At 64.0% G+C, this 13,964-nt stretch carries 15 protein-coding genes and 1 pseudogene; 10 read left to right on the top strand and 6 right to left on the bottom strand.

Going from position 1 to position 13,964, the window contains the following annotated elements; genetic code table 11:
- The first annotated feature begins 63 nt into the window (after positions 1-63).
- From NJT13_RS13945 to NJT13_RS13965, 5 genes are all read left to right on the top strand, one after another.
- On the top strand, positions 64-1,797 hold the full coding sequence (locus NJT13_RS13945; protein WP_256549431.1) for a sensor histidine kinase: 1,734 nt from the start codon (positions 64-66) through the stop codon (positions 1,795-1,797).
- Positions 1,798-1,987: 190 nt separating this feature from the next.
- Positions 1,988-2,341: a hypothetical protein gene (locus NJT13_RS13950; RefSeq protein WP_254522252.1), complete on the top strand. Its 354-nt coding sequence runs from the start codon at positions 1,988-1,990 to the stop codon at positions 2,339-2,341.
- Between the two features lie 158 nt (positions 2,342-2,499).
- Positions 2,500-4,200: a glutamine hydrolyzing CTP synthase gene (gene pyrG / locus NJT13_RS13955; RefSeq protein ID WP_254522253.1), complete on the top strand. Its 1,701-nt coding sequence runs from the start codon at positions 2,500-2,502 to the stop codon at positions 4,198-4,200.
- A complete protein-coding gene (gene guaA, locus NJT13_RS13960) occupies positions 4,200-5,117 on the top strand; it encodes a glutamine-hydrolyzing GMP synthase (RefSeq protein ID WP_254522254.1) in 918 nt (305 codons plus the stop codon). The genes pyrG and guaA overlap by 1 nt, the downstream gene beginning before the upstream one ends.
- Entirely contained in the window at positions 5,114-5,446 is a 333-nt protein-coding gene (locus NJT13_RS13965) for a DUF7126 family protein (protein ID WP_254522255.1), read from the top strand. Before guaA ends, NJT13_RS13965 begins: the two co-directional genes overlap by 4 nt.
- 653 nt (positions 5,447-6,099) lie before the next feature.
- Here NJT13_RS13965 and NJT13_RS13970 read toward each other — a convergent pair.
- The gene (locus NJT13_RS13970; protein ID WP_254522256.1) at positions 6,100-6,702 is read right to left on the bottom strand and encodes a MogA/MoaB family molybdenum cofactor biosynthesis protein; all 603 of its coding nucleotides are present in this window, start codon (positions 6,700-6,702) and stop codon (positions 6,100-6,102) included.
- Positions 6,703-6,805: 103 nt separating this feature from the next.
- On the opposite strand from NJT13_RS13970, the gene NJT13_RS13975 reads away from it, so the two are divergent.
- Positions 6,806-7,831, top strand: a complete 1,026-nt coding sequence (locus tag NJT13_RS13975) for a zinc-binding dehydrogenase (RefSeq protein WP_254522257.1) — start codon at positions 6,806-6,808, stop codon at positions 7,829-7,831.
- A gap of 97 nt (positions 7,832-7,928) precedes the next feature.
- Entirely contained in the window at positions 7,929-8,249 is a 321-nt protein-coding gene (locus tag NJT13_RS13980) for a DUF7977 family protein (protein ID WP_254522258.1), read from the top strand.
- Positions 8,250-8,310: 61 nt separating this feature from the next.
- Here the strand turns inward: NJT13_RS13980 and NJT13_RS13985 are convergent, their stop codons facing one another.
- Positions 8,311-8,628: a DUF7853 family protein gene (locus tag NJT13_RS13985; RefSeq protein ID WP_254522259.1), complete on the bottom strand. Its 318-nt coding sequence runs from the start codon at positions 8,626-8,628 to the stop codon at positions 8,311-8,313.
- 235 nt (positions 8,629-8,863) lie between these two features.
- Here NJT13_RS13985 and NJT13_RS13990 point away from each other — a divergent pair, with 235 nt between their 5' ends.
- The 3 genes from NJT13_RS13990 to NJT13_RS14000 all read left to right on the top strand — a co-directional run bounded on the left by NJT13_RS13990 (position 8,864) and on the right by NJT13_RS14000 (position 10,927).
- On the top strand, positions 8,864-9,922 hold the full coding sequence (locus NJT13_RS13990; protein ID WP_254522260.1) for a hypothetical protein: 1,059 nt from the start codon (positions 8,864-8,866) through the stop codon (positions 9,920-9,922).
- On the top strand, positions 9,919-10,647 hold the full coding sequence (locus NJT13_RS13995; protein WP_254522261.1) for a class I SAM-dependent methyltransferase: 729 nt from the start codon (positions 9,919-9,921) through the stop codon (positions 10,645-10,647). Before NJT13_RS13990 ends, NJT13_RS13995 begins: the two co-directional genes overlap by 4 nt.
- A gap of 91 nt (positions 10,648-10,738) precedes the next feature.
- Positions 10,739-10,927 carry a hypothetical protein gene (locus NJT13_RS14000; protein ID WP_254522262.1) on the top strand — a complete coding sequence of 63 codons (189 nt, stop codon included), beginning with the start codon at positions 10,739-10,741 and terminating at the stop codon, positions 10,925-10,927.
- 506 nt (positions 10,928-11,433) lie between these two features.
- Here NJT13_RS14000 and NJT13_RS14005 read toward each other — a convergent pair.
- The 4 genes and pseudogenes from NJT13_RS14005 to NJT13_RS14020 form a co-directional block, all read right to left on the bottom strand.
- Positions 11,434-12,022 (bottom strand): annotated as a pseudogene (locus tag NJT13_RS14005) (transposase domain-containing protein).
- Between the two features lie 77 nt (positions 12,023-12,099).
- Entirely contained in the window at positions 12,100-12,426 is a 327-nt protein-coding gene (locus NJT13_RS14010) for a hypothetical protein (RefSeq protein ID WP_254522263.1), read from the bottom strand.
- Positions 12,423-13,277, bottom strand: a complete 855-nt coding sequence (locus NJT13_RS14015; protein ID WP_254522264.1) for a hypothetical protein — start codon at positions 13,275-13,277, stop codon at positions 12,423-12,425. Before NJT13_RS14015 ends, NJT13_RS14010 begins: the two co-directional genes overlap by 4 nt.
- Positions 13,278-13,376: 99 nt before the next feature.
- Complete coding sequence (locus NJT13_RS14020) at positions 13,377-13,895, bottom strand: hypothetical protein (protein WP_254522265.1); 519 nt, start codon at positions 13,893-13,895, stop codon at positions 13,377-13,379.
- Between the last annotated feature and the right edge of the window lie 69 nt (positions 13,896-13,964).

The following is a 13,964-nucleotide window of genomic DNA, read 5'->3' on the forward strand; positions in this document are numbered from 1 at the left end:
GCCCATACTTACTCGTTGCTAGAAACGAAATGACGTCTATCGAGCGAGGTACTATGTCGATCTATCTTTCCGTCTACCCCCCCTCTCGTCGCACTTTCCGCTGTCGTATCGTGCGGAATCACGGTCACCGCCTGGCGAAACCGGGACATCCCGGGCGCTCGCTGGATCGCCGTCCTCATGGCCGGGGTGACGGTCTGGGGACTCACGAAATTACTCGAGATATACAGCGCCGATCTCTCGGTGATGCTCTTCTGGTCGAAGGTTCAGTACGTCGGAATCGTCGTGGTTCCCGTCGCCTGGGTGGTGTTCGCGTTCCAGTATACGGGGCGAGACGGGTGGATAACTCGTCGGACCCTGGCGGCGTTGCTGATCGTGCCCGCGCTCGTCTTCATTTTGATCTGGACGAACGACGTCCACGGCCTGTTCAGGACGGTAACCGGCGTCGAGCGGTACGGGTCACTGTCCGTTCCCGCTGCTTCGTTCGGACCGGTGTTCTGGTTCCATACCCTGTACTCCTATCTGTTACTGATCGCCGGAACGTGGCTGATCCTGCAACTGGTATTCCTCTCGAACCAACGATTCGACGGCCAGGCGATCGGCTTACTGGTCGCCGTCCTCGTCCCGTGGGTTGGAAACGGGATCTACATCACGAACGTCGTCCCGTTCGGCTTCGACCCGACGATCATGATGTTGGCGAACAGCGGGTTGATTCTGCTGGGACTCGTCGCTCGTCATCGGCTCTTCGAACTCGTCCCCGCCGCGAAAGAGGTCGCGCGCGACGAACTCATCGACACCATGAGCGACGCGGTCCTCGTCGTCGACGCTCGAGGGATCGTCGTCGACGCGAATCCGGCCGCACAGGCGATCGTCGGGTCCGAGGGTTCGGCCGTGACTGGCCGCGAACTGGAGGTCGTCTGTCCGCCGCTGGCTGACGTCGTCGAGACGCCGATCCCCGACGACGGTGAGACGCTTCAGACCGAACTGTCGCTCGTGGACGACGACAAACGCCGCTATTACGACGTTCGCGTGTCGGTGATGACGCGGGGGTACGGACTCGTCACGGGAAAGCTGATTAGCCTTCGAGATATCTCCGAGCAGCGCCAGCACGAACAGCGGCTGAACGTCCTCAACCGGCTCCTTCGTCACGACCTTCGAACCGAGTTGAACGTCGTCAAGGGCCACACGTCGTTACTCGCCGACGAACTCGAGAACTCGACGCTGCAAGAACACACCGACCGTGTCGATACCGCCGTGACGACCATCATCGACCGAAGCGAAAAATTCGCGCGCGTCGTCAAGCGGTTGGATGCCGACGAGTCGGGCCCGGTCGATCTCGCGGCCGAAATCGCGACGCTCGTCGAAACCACGCGCCAGGCCCACCCCGACGTCAGGATCACGATGACGAGTTCGGACGCGGCCTGGACCACCGCCGGTCCGTTCGTCACGACCGCCCTCGAGGAACTCGTCACGAACGCGATCGAACACGCCGACCGTCCCGACCTCGAGATTTCGATCACCGTGGCGGTCGATCGGGAGGACGATCGCGACGTCGTCCGCGTGCAGGTGGCCGACAACGGACCCGGCATCCCCGAGGACGAACTCGAGCCGATCATGCAGGGCGTGGAAACGCAACTGGCACACAGTACGGGCGTCGGACTCTGGCTGGTGACGTGGATCGTCCAGGAAACCGGCGGATCGATCGATATCGAGAGCGGTGACGACGGATCGGTGGTGACGATCACGCTCCCCGGCGCACCCGCCCGTGATCGCGAGCGCGAAACGGAGACGGTCGTCTGATGGTGTCCGTCGGTTCGGCGTCGAGCCGGTCGGTGGCCGACGATCGACGGCGGGCGCCGTTTACCCGTCACAACCGCTCCCGCTTCGGTGATGCGGACAGCGTCTCGTCGCCGGCTTCGTCCGCGGTGAGCCACCGGTCCACGCGACTGCGCGTGTAAGCATTACCGTGCGGTTCGTCGTGGATCGGCACATGCTCGTAACGTTCAGTCAGTACAAACACGAGGAGGTCCAGTTCGACGATAATCGGACGACCGGCGAGTCCCAGACTGAAGACACCGTGAACCCGGATTCGGAGGACTATTTCGGTGCGGACATGGACGACATGGACGTGGAAACGTGGGAGACGATCGAGTACGAAGGTGATCCGATCCAGCGCCGCGTCGTCACGCTCGACGGCGTCACGGCTGTTTCCGTCCCGTCGGACGCGAGCGGCGGGGACGATTCTGCCCTCCCAGGACGGACGCTCCAGTTCCGTCTGGGCGGCGACACGCAGCGCGTCGACCAGGCCGAAATCGTCGAAATACAGGACGACGGCCCTCAGTAGACGGGGTCCATCCGACGGAATCGGACGAATTTCCCGACTGCCGCCGCGGCGAAGCGCCGTCCCGCCTGGATGGCGATGCCAACCGAAGAGAGTGACAACCTGTCTCGGGGACAGTGCGTTCCCGAAATCGTTTTCAATCGGTCGCGCGCACACTCGGTATGCCGACGGAATCGGACACTCATTATGACCCCTCGCTGGGGAACAAATTCATCTTCGTCACCGGCGGCGTCATGTCGGGACTCGGCAAAGGGATCACAGCCGCGAGCACCGGCCGACTCCTCAAAAACGCCGGGTTCGACGTCACCGCGGTGAAGATCGACCCGTACCTGAACGTCGACGCCGGAACGATGAATCCCTACCAGCACGGGGAAGTCTACGTCCTCGAGGACGGCGGCGAGGTCGACCTCGACCTGGGGAACTACGAGCGGTTCCTCGACATCGACATGACCTCGGACCACAACATCACGACCGGCAAAACCTACCAGCACGTCATCGAGAAGGAGCGGGCCGGCGACTACCTCGGGAAGACGGTCCAGATCATCCCCCACATCACCGACGACATCAAGCGCCGGATCCGCGAAGCCGCCGAAGGCACCGACGTCTGTATCATCGAAGTCGGCGGCACCGTCGGCGACATCGAGGGGATGCCCTACCTCGAGGCGCTGCGCCAGTTTGCCCACGAGGAACCCGAGGAGAACGTCCTCTTTACGCACGTCACGCTGGTTCCGTACTCGAAAAACGGCGAGCAGAAGACGAAGCCGACCCAGCACTCGGTCAAGGAAGTCCGCTCGATCGGCCTCCAGCCGGACGTCATCGTGGGCCGGTGTGACGACCGCCTCGACCGACAGACCAAAGAGAAGATCGCGCTGTTCTGTGACATTCCTACCGAGGCGGTGTTCTCGAACCCCGACGTCGACGACGTCTATCACGTGCCGTTGATGGTCGAAGAGGAGGGACTCGACCAGTACGTCCTGGAACACTTCGGCCTCGCGGACGAGGCGCTGCCCGAGGGCGAACGGACGAACGACTGGCGCGAAATCGTCACGACCGACAAGACCGGCACGGTCGACGTCGCGCTGGTCGGCAAATACGATCTCGAGGACGCGTACATGTCGATCCACGAGTCGCTGAAACACGCCGGCTTCGAGGTCGGTATCGACGTCGACGTCCACTGGGTGGCGGCCGACGACCTGAGCGACGGTCACGACGGCCAACTCGAGGGTGTCGACGGGATCATCGTCCCTGGCGGGTTCGGCATGCGGGGCTCCGAGGGCAAGATCGAAGCGGTCCGGTACGCCCGCGAGAACGACATCCCCTTCCTCGGGCTGTGTCTGGGATTCCAGATGGCCGTCGTCGAGTACGCCCGGAACGTACTCGGCCTCGACGGCGCTCACTCGGCCGAAATGGACGAGGACACGCCCCACCCCGTCATCGACATCCTGCCCGAACAGTACGAGGTCGACGACATGGGCGGGACGATGCGACTCGGCGAACACACGACGGTCATCGAACCCCGGACGCTGGCCTACGACCTCTACGGCGATACGTCCTGCTCCGAGCGACACCGCCACCGATTCGAGGTCAACCCCGAGTACTTCGACCGGTTCGAAGACGAGCCGCTGGTATTCTCGGGTACCGCCGGCAACCGGATGGAGATTCTCGAACTCGAGACGCATCCGTTCTTCCTCGGGACGCAGTTCCATCCCGAGTACACGTCCCGACCCGGCCAGCCGAGCCCGCCGTTCCTCGGGCTCGTCGAAGCCGTTCTCGAGCGATCCGGCGCTGACGGCGCCACCGACGAAACCGCTGCAGACACAGACGATACCGACGCGGACACCGAAACGGAGGTAACTCACTGATGGTAGATACGGACACGTTCGTCCCCGACGCAGTCGCAGAGATCGACGAGGAAATCGGCGATGCCAACGCTGTCATCGCCCTCTCGGGCGGTGTCGACTCCTCGGTCGCCGCCGCCCTGGCCTACGAGGCCATCGGCGATCGCCTGACCCCGGTGTACGTCGACACCGGGTTGATGCGGAAAGGCGAGACCGATCAGATACGAGAGACGTTCGACTACATGGAGTCGCTTCGCGTCGTCGACGCGAAAGACCGCTTCCTCGAGGCGCTGTCCGGCGTCACCGACCCCGAGGAGAAACGTGAGGTCATCGGCGAGCAGTTCATCCGCGAGTTCGAGCGCGAAGCGACGGACGCGGACGCGGACTATCTCGTTCAGGGGACGATCTACCCCGACCGCATCGAGAGCGAAGGCGGGATCAAGTCCCACCACAACGTCGGTGGCTTGCCCGACGTGGTGGACTTCGAGGGTATCGTCGAACCGGTCCGGGACCTCTACAAGGACGAGGTCCGCGAGGTCGCCCGCCACCTCGGTCTCGACGAAATCGTCGCCGAACGGATGCCGTTCCCGGGTCCCGGGCTCGCAGTTCGGGTCATCGGGGAAGTCACCGAGGAGAAACTCGAGGTGGCCCGCCAGGCCTGTTACGTCGTCGAGGACGAACTCGAGGAGTACGATCCGTGGCAAGCCCTCGCGGCCGTCATCGGTAAAGCGACGGGCGTCAAGGGCGACAACCGAGTTCACGGCTGGGTCGTCTCCGTGCGCTCGGTCGACTCCCGCGACGGGATGACCGCTCGCGCCCAGGAGATCGACTGGGAGACGCTCCAGCGCATCCAATCGCGGATCACGGGAGCGAACGAGAACGTCGCCCGCGTCGTCTACGACGTGACCCACAAACCGCCCGCGACTATCGAGTACGAATGAGTCCGGTCACGACCGCAATCGTCGCCGGCCCCGACGAGAACGACCTCGCAGCGGCACTCGAGACCGAAGGCGTCGACGTGACCCGCCTTGAGGGCGTCATCTCTCGGCCGCAACTCGAGGAGGCGGGGATCGTCGCCGCCGATCTGTACGTGCTGACCGATATCGGGCAGGCGACGACGATCCCGATCGTCTGCGACCTGAACGGAGACGTCCGCACCGTCGTCTACGCCCGCAGGACGGTCCCCGAGTTCGTCAAAGGTCAACTCGATCTGGCGATCGACCCACAGCTCGTCGACGCGAGCGTCGTCGCCGACGAACTCGTCGACTGACGCGTCGAGCGGTCGGCCGACGGTCGGGCCGAGCGGCCAAAGCCCAGATACGGTTTCTCCGATCCCGGTTCCGTGACCCGTTCGGCCATCCAGACGCTATAACCGTCGTATGAACAGTCTCGAGTCCGGTTTCGGCGGACTGAATTCGTATTAAATTCGGCGGAATTCGGTGTAAGATCGGTATACCATCACCGCCGTTCAAGTAGCAGTCGCGGGTACCGACGGACGGAGGTCGACGGGCAGACCCCACCGATGGCACCCACCACCTGTACCCGCGACTTCCAGCAACCCCACCACAGCACCCTTCCCCCACTACTGCCAACCGATTCTCGTTGACGCGGGCCCGCCCCACCGGCTCGCGTCACACCCTGCGATTCTGGCAATCGGGGCGCGGTGATTACGCCGCGTCCCGGGGATGGACCACTCCGAGACCGCGCTGCTTGTCCACCGAGTCCACGTTACCGACAGTCAGCGACGGCACCCTCGTCAGCGACGACGACTCGTTTCCATGGAGTTATCGAACCCGAATCACCGCGGACCGCTCTTCGAGTCGTATCGCACTCCCGGTGAGCGAGTTCGGGACCGGCCGAAACCAGGTGTACGCGGCCGCTTCCATCCAAACGCAGCCTCGACGAAGGGAATCGAGCGGAGCGTCACGCCTCTCTGTCGGCCGCCTCGTCGTCGGTCCCTGCGCTGGCACGGTCGCCCCCGGTTTCACCGCGTTCGCCTTCGGTGTCCGGGTCGTCCTCCCGGGCGAGTTCGACGACCGTCTCCGCCTCGGAGAGAATGATTTCCTCGAGCGCGAGGGTGGCCGTGTCCGCGGTGCCCGGGAGACAAAAGACGGGTGTTCCCTCGGCGACGCCCGCGAGCGTTCGGACGGTGACGACTCGCGTCCCGATCCGGTCGTACGCCAGTGCAGTGACCAGTTCGGCGAAGGCGGTCAGCTCCTTTTCGAGCAGCGGCTCGACGGCTTCGAGGGCGTCGTCGTCGGGTTCGACGCTCGTTCCACCGGCGGTGATGACGAGCTCGACGTCCGTGCGGTCGATGAGTCGCGAAACGATCGACTGGACCTGGTCGTAATCCGAATTGACGTGTTCTCGCACCGTGATCTCGATTCCCGCGCCCTCGAGTCCCTCGACGAGCGCCGTTCCCGCCGGATCGTCCTCGAGACCCCGATCGGACGAAATAGTGACGACGGCGACACGGAGCGACTGCGCTGCGGACCCGTGACTATCGTTCGCGCTCGATTCGCTCATAGGCTTTGTTCGAGGGCCGGCGAATAAAACCACTGGCCGAAAAAGAGGCACTGCGGACGGATTGCCGAAGTGTTATGCACCGTGTTTCCGTTGCCCACTGTACATGCAGTCAGTCAAAGTTACCGAACACGGCGACACGGACGTCCTCGAGTACGGCGAAGTGCCCGATCCCGAGGTCGGACGGGGCGACGTACTGGTCGACGTCAAAGCAGCAGCGCTCAACCACCTCGACATCTGGACCCGACGGGGGATGCCGGGGCTGAACCTCGAGATGCCACACATCCCGGGAAGCGACGGGGCGGGGATCGTCGAGGAAGTCGGCGAGGACGTCACTCGGTTCGAGGAAGGCGACCGCGTCGCGCTCTCGGCCGGTGTCGGCGACCTGCGGATGGACGACCCGACGCTCGATCCGCGCTTTCACATCATCGGCGAGCACGTTCCGGGTATCCACGCCGAGTACGCCGCGATCGACGAGGACAACCTGATTCCGGTCCCGGAAGACGTCGACTGGACGGTCGCCGGCTCGAGCTGTCTGGTCTTCCAGACCGCCTGGCGGATGCTGATCGAACGAGCGGACCTCGAGGCCGGCGAGTCGGTCCTGGTCCTCGGTGCGAGCGGCGGGGTCGGTCACGCGGCCCTCCAGATCGCGGATTACGCGGGTGCGGAGGTCTACGCGACTGGCAGTTCCGAGGAGAAACTCGACTACGCCCGCGAGCACGGTGCGGATCACGTCTGTAACTACGAGGAAGAGAACTTCGCGGACTGGGTCCGCTCCGAGACGGGCGGGCGCGGGGTCGACGTCGTCGTCGAACACGTCGGCGCGCCCACCTGGCAGGACTCGCTCGCGAGCCTCGCCAAGGGCGGCCGACTCGTCACCTGCGGCGGCACCGCCGGCGGCAACCCGGAGACTGACATCCCGCGCATCTTCTGGAACCAACTCGAGATCATCGGCTCGACCATGGCCACGCCCGACCAGGTCGACGACGTGATGGACCTCGTCTGGGACGGCACCTTCGAACCGGCGATCCGCGAGGAACTGCCGATGAGCGAATCCCGGCGCGCCCACGAGATCATCGAGAATCGCGAAGGGTTCGGCAAGGTCGTCGTCCGTCCCGACAGCGAACTGTAGCGGGTCGGCGCGCTCGAGCGGCGCCGTTCGAGACTGGTCGAGTCCGGTCGGCCCCGGAATCGTGAGGGCTTTCACTGCGCGCCCGAAACTGACGACCGTGAGTTCGAGCGACGACAGCGGCTACGTCCACGACCCTGCGGCGTTCGACGGCGACGCGGACGGCGACGGGCGAGTCGCGACGTCGGGCGACCGCGACCCGCGGAGCGGATCGCGCCACCCCGACGCGGCCGATCGCAGGTTCGACTGGCGCGGCTGGTTGCTCGTCGCCGTCATCGTTTTCGCGTTTCTCGTCGCTCCGGCCGCCATCTTTCTGGTTCCACCCGGTGGGGAAGGCTATCGCTTCGCGCTGTTGATCCTGCCGCTTGCGCCCGCCGTCGTACTCGCGATCACGGCCGTCTGGGCGACGACGCGCCCGTGACGACGGGTCGGGGTAGTTGATTCGGATAGCCGACTAATTGCGCGAAAAGACGGCCGACGAGCTACGCTCGCGCGTTGCGGACGTCCTCGAGTCGGTCGAGGACGGTCGATCCGTCGCTGACGTCCCGGTCCGGCGTCTCCTCACGGTCGACGTACGCGGTCACCGCGTCGTAGAGACGGTCGGCCTGGGTGCCGGTGAATCGGTCCGTCTCGCCGCCGGTCTCGACGGTTTCGAGTACCTCGAGAATCCACTCCGGCGGGGTTTCGTCTGCGTCGAGCGCGTCGTCGAGGCGGTTCGACACGACGTAGTGGACGACCCATCGTTCGTCTCTGGAGAGCGTGACTTCGTACGTTTCGGTTTCCGGTGGTGAGGAGCTCATTTCGTCACACGGACCTGTCTCGTCGGTCCTCGAACAACGCTACGAACAGCGGTGTAATAAGCCTTGTTACCGTATGGCATAGTTTCGGACGAGTCCCAACGGCGTTCGTCAGACGGCGCGGGGTGGGAGGGACGGCTCGTGGACGCGTCGTCCGTCGTCGGGGATTGCGAAATAGTCGCACGATCAAAAGCTTCTAACAGAATCGCATCCAGAAATCAGATAGGAGCAGACGCCGATGGACTTTGCGACGTTACCAGGAAAGATCGCGACCGGCCGTCTCGGGGTCGCACTTTCGCGATTTCTCCCAGCGACGCCCATCTGGGAGCGCGAGTGGGACGTCTGTTGTATACTCGACGGCTGCCGCCTCGATCTCATGCGCGAGGTCGCGGCCGCGGGCCACCACGCGCTTCCCGACCCCGACCGGGTCGGCTCCCTCTGGTCGGTCGGCTCGCAGTCCGCCGAGTGGATGGATCGGACTTTCAGTCCGGCGTACAACGAGGTGATGTCACGGACCGCGTACGTGACCGGGAATCCGTTTTCGTCACAACCGTGTGACCACCTTCTCGTCACCTCCGACGACGTCCTTCCGTTGACGAGCGACGATTTCGCCGTCTTTCACGAGGCCTGGCGGGACGACTGGGTCGACGACGACATCTCGACGATTCCGCCGGAGTCGCTGACCGACGCCGCGATCGCAATCTGGCGCGAGCGCGAGCGACTGGACGTCGACCGTATCATCGTCCACTACATGCAACCGCACGCGCCCTTCCGATCGCGCGCGGAGTGGTTCTTCGGCTCGGCCGACATCGAACACTGGGGGCAGTTCACCGACGATGACGGCCACCAGGACGACCTCGACCTCGCCGATCTCTCGCCCGAGGAACGCGAGGCGCTGGAGGCCATCGCCGAGGCCGAGGCCGAAGCGGACGACGACGGGGATTCCATGAACGACCCCTGGTTGCGCCTTCGCGACGGCGACCTCTCGTTCGACGCGGTCTGGGGTGCCTACCGGGACAACCTCGAGTGGGTCTTAGACGACGTCTCCCGACTGCTCGCGAACTGTGACGGGACCGTCGCGATGACCAGCGATCACGGGAACGGCCTCGGCGAGTTCGGCGTCTGGTCGCACCCGCCAGGGACACCGGTCCCCGCGCTCCGGCGGGTTCCCTGGGTGGTCAGGCAGGGACGGAACCGGGACACCTACGATCCGGCCCTCCCCGACGCGATCCGCGACGAACGGACGACGACGAACGACGACGTCGGCTCGCGCCTCGAGGCGCTGGGGTACCGGTGACGCGACTCGGCTCCGTTCGCGACGCGATCTACGCGCTCCGGAAGGCCCGACTGGGACTCGAGCGCCGCCGCCTCGACTACGGTCGCGAGACCCGCGAACGCGCCGACCGTCTCGCCGAGATTCTTCCGGCGTCGGCCGCCGAACTCCGGGAGTACGAACGCGAGTACGAGTCCCTCGAGTGGTTCCACGACACCTACGCCGATCGCGTCGCCGAGATTCACGAGGCCGGGGTCGCCACCGACACCACCCACTGGCGCGACGGCGTCACCGTCTACGTCGTCTGTCGCGCGCTGGGCATCGAGACCGCCGTCGAGACCGGCGTCCTCTTCGGCTCGTTCGACGCCCACATCCTCGCCGCGATGGTCGAAAACGGCGGCGGAACGCTTCACTCTGTGGACCTCCCCGGCGGGCCGCCCGGCCCGTTCGAGTACGGTCACCTGATCCCCGACCGGTGTCGCGAGCACTGGCACCTCCACCGGGGCGATGCGCGGGAGGTGGTCCCCGACCTGCTCGAGCGCGTCGGCCCCGTCGACCTGTTCCTCCACGATTCGGATCACCGGCTCCCGCACATGCGCTTCGAGTACGAGACCGCACTGGAGCATCTCGAGGACGGCGGCGTGCTCGCGAGCCACGACGTCCGGCTCTCTGCGTTATTCGATCGGTTTTCGGACGCGAACGGGCTTCGATCTCGCGTGGTCTGTGATACGGGCATCGCGCGGTTGTGAGCCGGCGGCGGTGTGACGGACACGTCGCAGCCTGTCGAATTCATCGGATCCTGAGATAGGCTATTTATCCCGGATTGGGATATGATAGCGTATGGAGCCACGAGCCGAACGAATCTGTCACGTTCTCATCGGCATTTCGTTAGTTCTGCTAACGATCGCTATCGGATACGACTTCGTCGTCGGCACGAAACTGGCAGATTTCCTGGTGATAATCGGGGGGCTCTTCATCGGGTGGGTGGCGTTTCTCTACTGTCTTGGCAACGCGACGTTCTGGGGGTAGCATTAGTCGCCGGGTGGTTCGTTCGAAATCCTCCTGCGTTTTCGCGAACCGCAGCAGTCGCCCCTCTCGGCTGTTCGCCGACCTTGCCTCGACAGAGGACGGCGAGGCGTTCGGCGCGCTGGATGAGGAGCGTGTCCGGCACCGGTGAGTCGGTCGGTGGTCGCGCGGTGGTCCGGGTCGTCGGGATCGGTGGGGTCCTCACGCTCGACCGGGCGTGGGCCTCAAGACAGTCTCGCTGGAAACCGGTGAGTCGATCCAGGCGCGGCGGCCGTCTCTCGGCCGGTAATTCGTGGGCGGTGCGTCTGCTCGAGCGAGGAGTTCAAGACTCCGCGTCTCGTCGTCTGGCAAGGCTTTCAGTGGGTAACGGAAGCCACGCGGGCCGGCGGTCACGACACCGAGTTCGCATACTTTCTCGAGGGCCGATTCGGATCGTCCTGGGTCCGTCTGGCCTCCGTCGACTGGACTAACAACCGCACGGAATTCAGAAGTAGTGTACCGGGCATTGCCTAGTTTAGCACCTCTGCTGGCGTCTGTCGATTAAATGTCAGGTGTGGTCGTTGTGTGTTATAGTAATGTACAAACTATTCAAGCTACTCTCTGATGCTCGTCCGACTGCCGACCCACGAGTTATGGAAGCGACCGACCCGCATTTTGAGGGTGTGAAACCACTTCTCGATCAGGTTTTTCTCGACGTAGTCGAACTGACCGCTCAACCCGAACCGAGCGAGGGTAGTCAGATAGCCGTAGCCGTCGACGAGAAACACAGTTTCGGAGCGATCGTGTTTCTCGGACAATCTACGAACGAATGCAGCGGCTGGATCAGTCCCTCTCTGTCCGAAGACTGTGACATCGAGAATCAACCGTGAATCGATGTCTATTGTAGCCTATACCCAAGTCCAGTTTTCATTGATCTTAACAGCTGTCTGATCAATGGTGGCCCGCGACGGCGAATCCGTCGCGGGTCTAGAACGCTGTCAGCCAGCCGATGTACTCGGTGCCAGATTGCTTGATGAGGGTGTTCGCCGTCCGCTCACGCTCCCAAGACTCATCAAATTCCGCCGCGTAGCCCTCGCTGAGCAGGTCTACGAGCATCATTTCAGACCCACTCTCTGACCTGCTCACATCTCAAACCGCGCTACCTGGACGGTGTCAACTAGTCCAATCTGACATCGCTACGGATAATATCGATCGCGGTGGATTTCCTCGCGCTCGTCGTCGTCCGTCAGCGTCACGACAACTTCGTCGCCCCCTGGGTCAATGCCGACGGTGAGATGCATCACACTCTCTGCTGGCCCAATCGACGTTTTGTCGCCCTGGACTGTCGATGCGACGGCGGCTCGATCGCCCGTTTGCTGGCCCGTGAACTCGACCCGGGCGATCGCGTCGACCAGTGCGTTGTCGGGTCGCTCGTCGAACGCGATCTCATCGACGACTCGCTCGGACGGCGGGTACTGCTCGCGGTGGACGGGTCGGGTTTTGCCGTCGACCGTCGCGGTCACGAGCACCTCGTCGCCTTCCGGATCGAGAGAGAGAGGTCGAAGTAGTCGATCGGCTTCGGAGTATTCGACGACCTCGAGGAGTACGCGTTCTCCGCTGTGGCGGTCACGCTGTCGGCTACCGGCGAGTTTACGAAGTGGACTCGAGCGAGATCGGCTTCGGTGTCGAACGTGACGTCCTCGACGACCCGCGCGTCGAACGACGATGGCACGTTCGACTTGTCGCTCGGTTCAGTAGATTCGTCGCCCGCTCTGACCGCCCATGCGAGGATCGTCCACTCGCCATCGGCCGTGACGGTCACGGCGTTGAAATCGGTAGTCTCCCCGTTCTCGCCCGTCACCGTCACGTCGACGAGCGCCGTCCGCTCGCCGTCGATCGCATCGGCGATCGCGTCCCGTTCGACGCTCGTCGCCTGCAGGATCGGGACCGAGAGGACGGTCTCGGGGGTCACGTCCCGGTCCCGTATCTCGGTCTCGATCACGGATATCGGGTCGTCTTTCAACAGCCGTTCCTCGGCATTCTCGGCGTCTAGATTGTCCGGGTGGAAGGGGTGGACGGGGTGGAAGTAGGTGCCGACCGCGGCCGGATCGTCCCCCTCCGCGCTGGCCTCGACGTACTGTCGGAGCGTCCCTTCGGGCGTTTCTGACACGTCGTCGGACCGGGTCTGCTCTTCCTTCCCGGGATCCGATTTGCTGCTCGAGCCGTTGCCCCCGTCTGCGTCGTGGTGGTCGTTTTCCGCGGTGTCGCCGAGACAGCCAGCGAGGGAAGCGCCGGCCGCGGTTGTTAGTCCGCTGAGGCATCGTCGTCTCGTCTTTCGTGCGTCATGTACAGGGAGGGATTGCGATCGTCCCATTATCAACCAGTAATTACAATCTCTCTGTCAGAAACGGGGGGAGAGTGGCCGCTACAGTCAGGTGGCGCGGAGAGGTGACGGGGACGATGTGGCGGCGTCTCACGTTCCGGCCAGGTCCGAGAGGCTCTCGCCGACGCGGAATTCGATCGGTTCTTCGACGTCGTCTAAGCCGAGCGCGACGCCGAGGATCTGCACGTCGGGATCGTCGATGGTCAGCGTATCGCTGGCGTGCGAACGCCCGTCGATCTCGGTGTCGTCCAGTTCGACGGTCGCTTCGTACGACCCTGCCTCGTCCCATACGTCGTCGTACGTCGCGACCGATCGTTCGTCGTCCTCGGAGTCCGACCCGTCAGCGCCGTTTTCGTCAGTAGACGGAGCGAGATCGAACGCCCCGTTGAGCACGCTTTCACCGGCGGGACCGGCGACAGAGATGGTGCCGGCGACTCGCCGATCGGTTTCGTTGAACACGTTTACCTGTTCGAGCAGTCGGTTCCCCACGTAGTCTACGACGGCTGTACAGCCCGCTGTCACCGTCAGTATGGCCGTTCCGCTCGCGGCGAGGAACGCCCGCCTCGAGCGGGTGCCGGCACGGTGCGTCTGTGCAGTCACGTTTCCCATACGCCAAATCGTGCCGAGATGACAGTAAACGGCCACAACGAATCTCTCGGGGAGAAACACCGTCGTCTC

The sequence above is a fragment of the Natrinema caseinilyticum genome, assembly GCF_024227435.1.
In the GTDB taxonomy this organism is placed as follows: Archaea; Halobacteriota; Halobacteria; order Halobacteriales; family Natrialbaceae; genus Natrinema; species Natrinema caseinilyticum.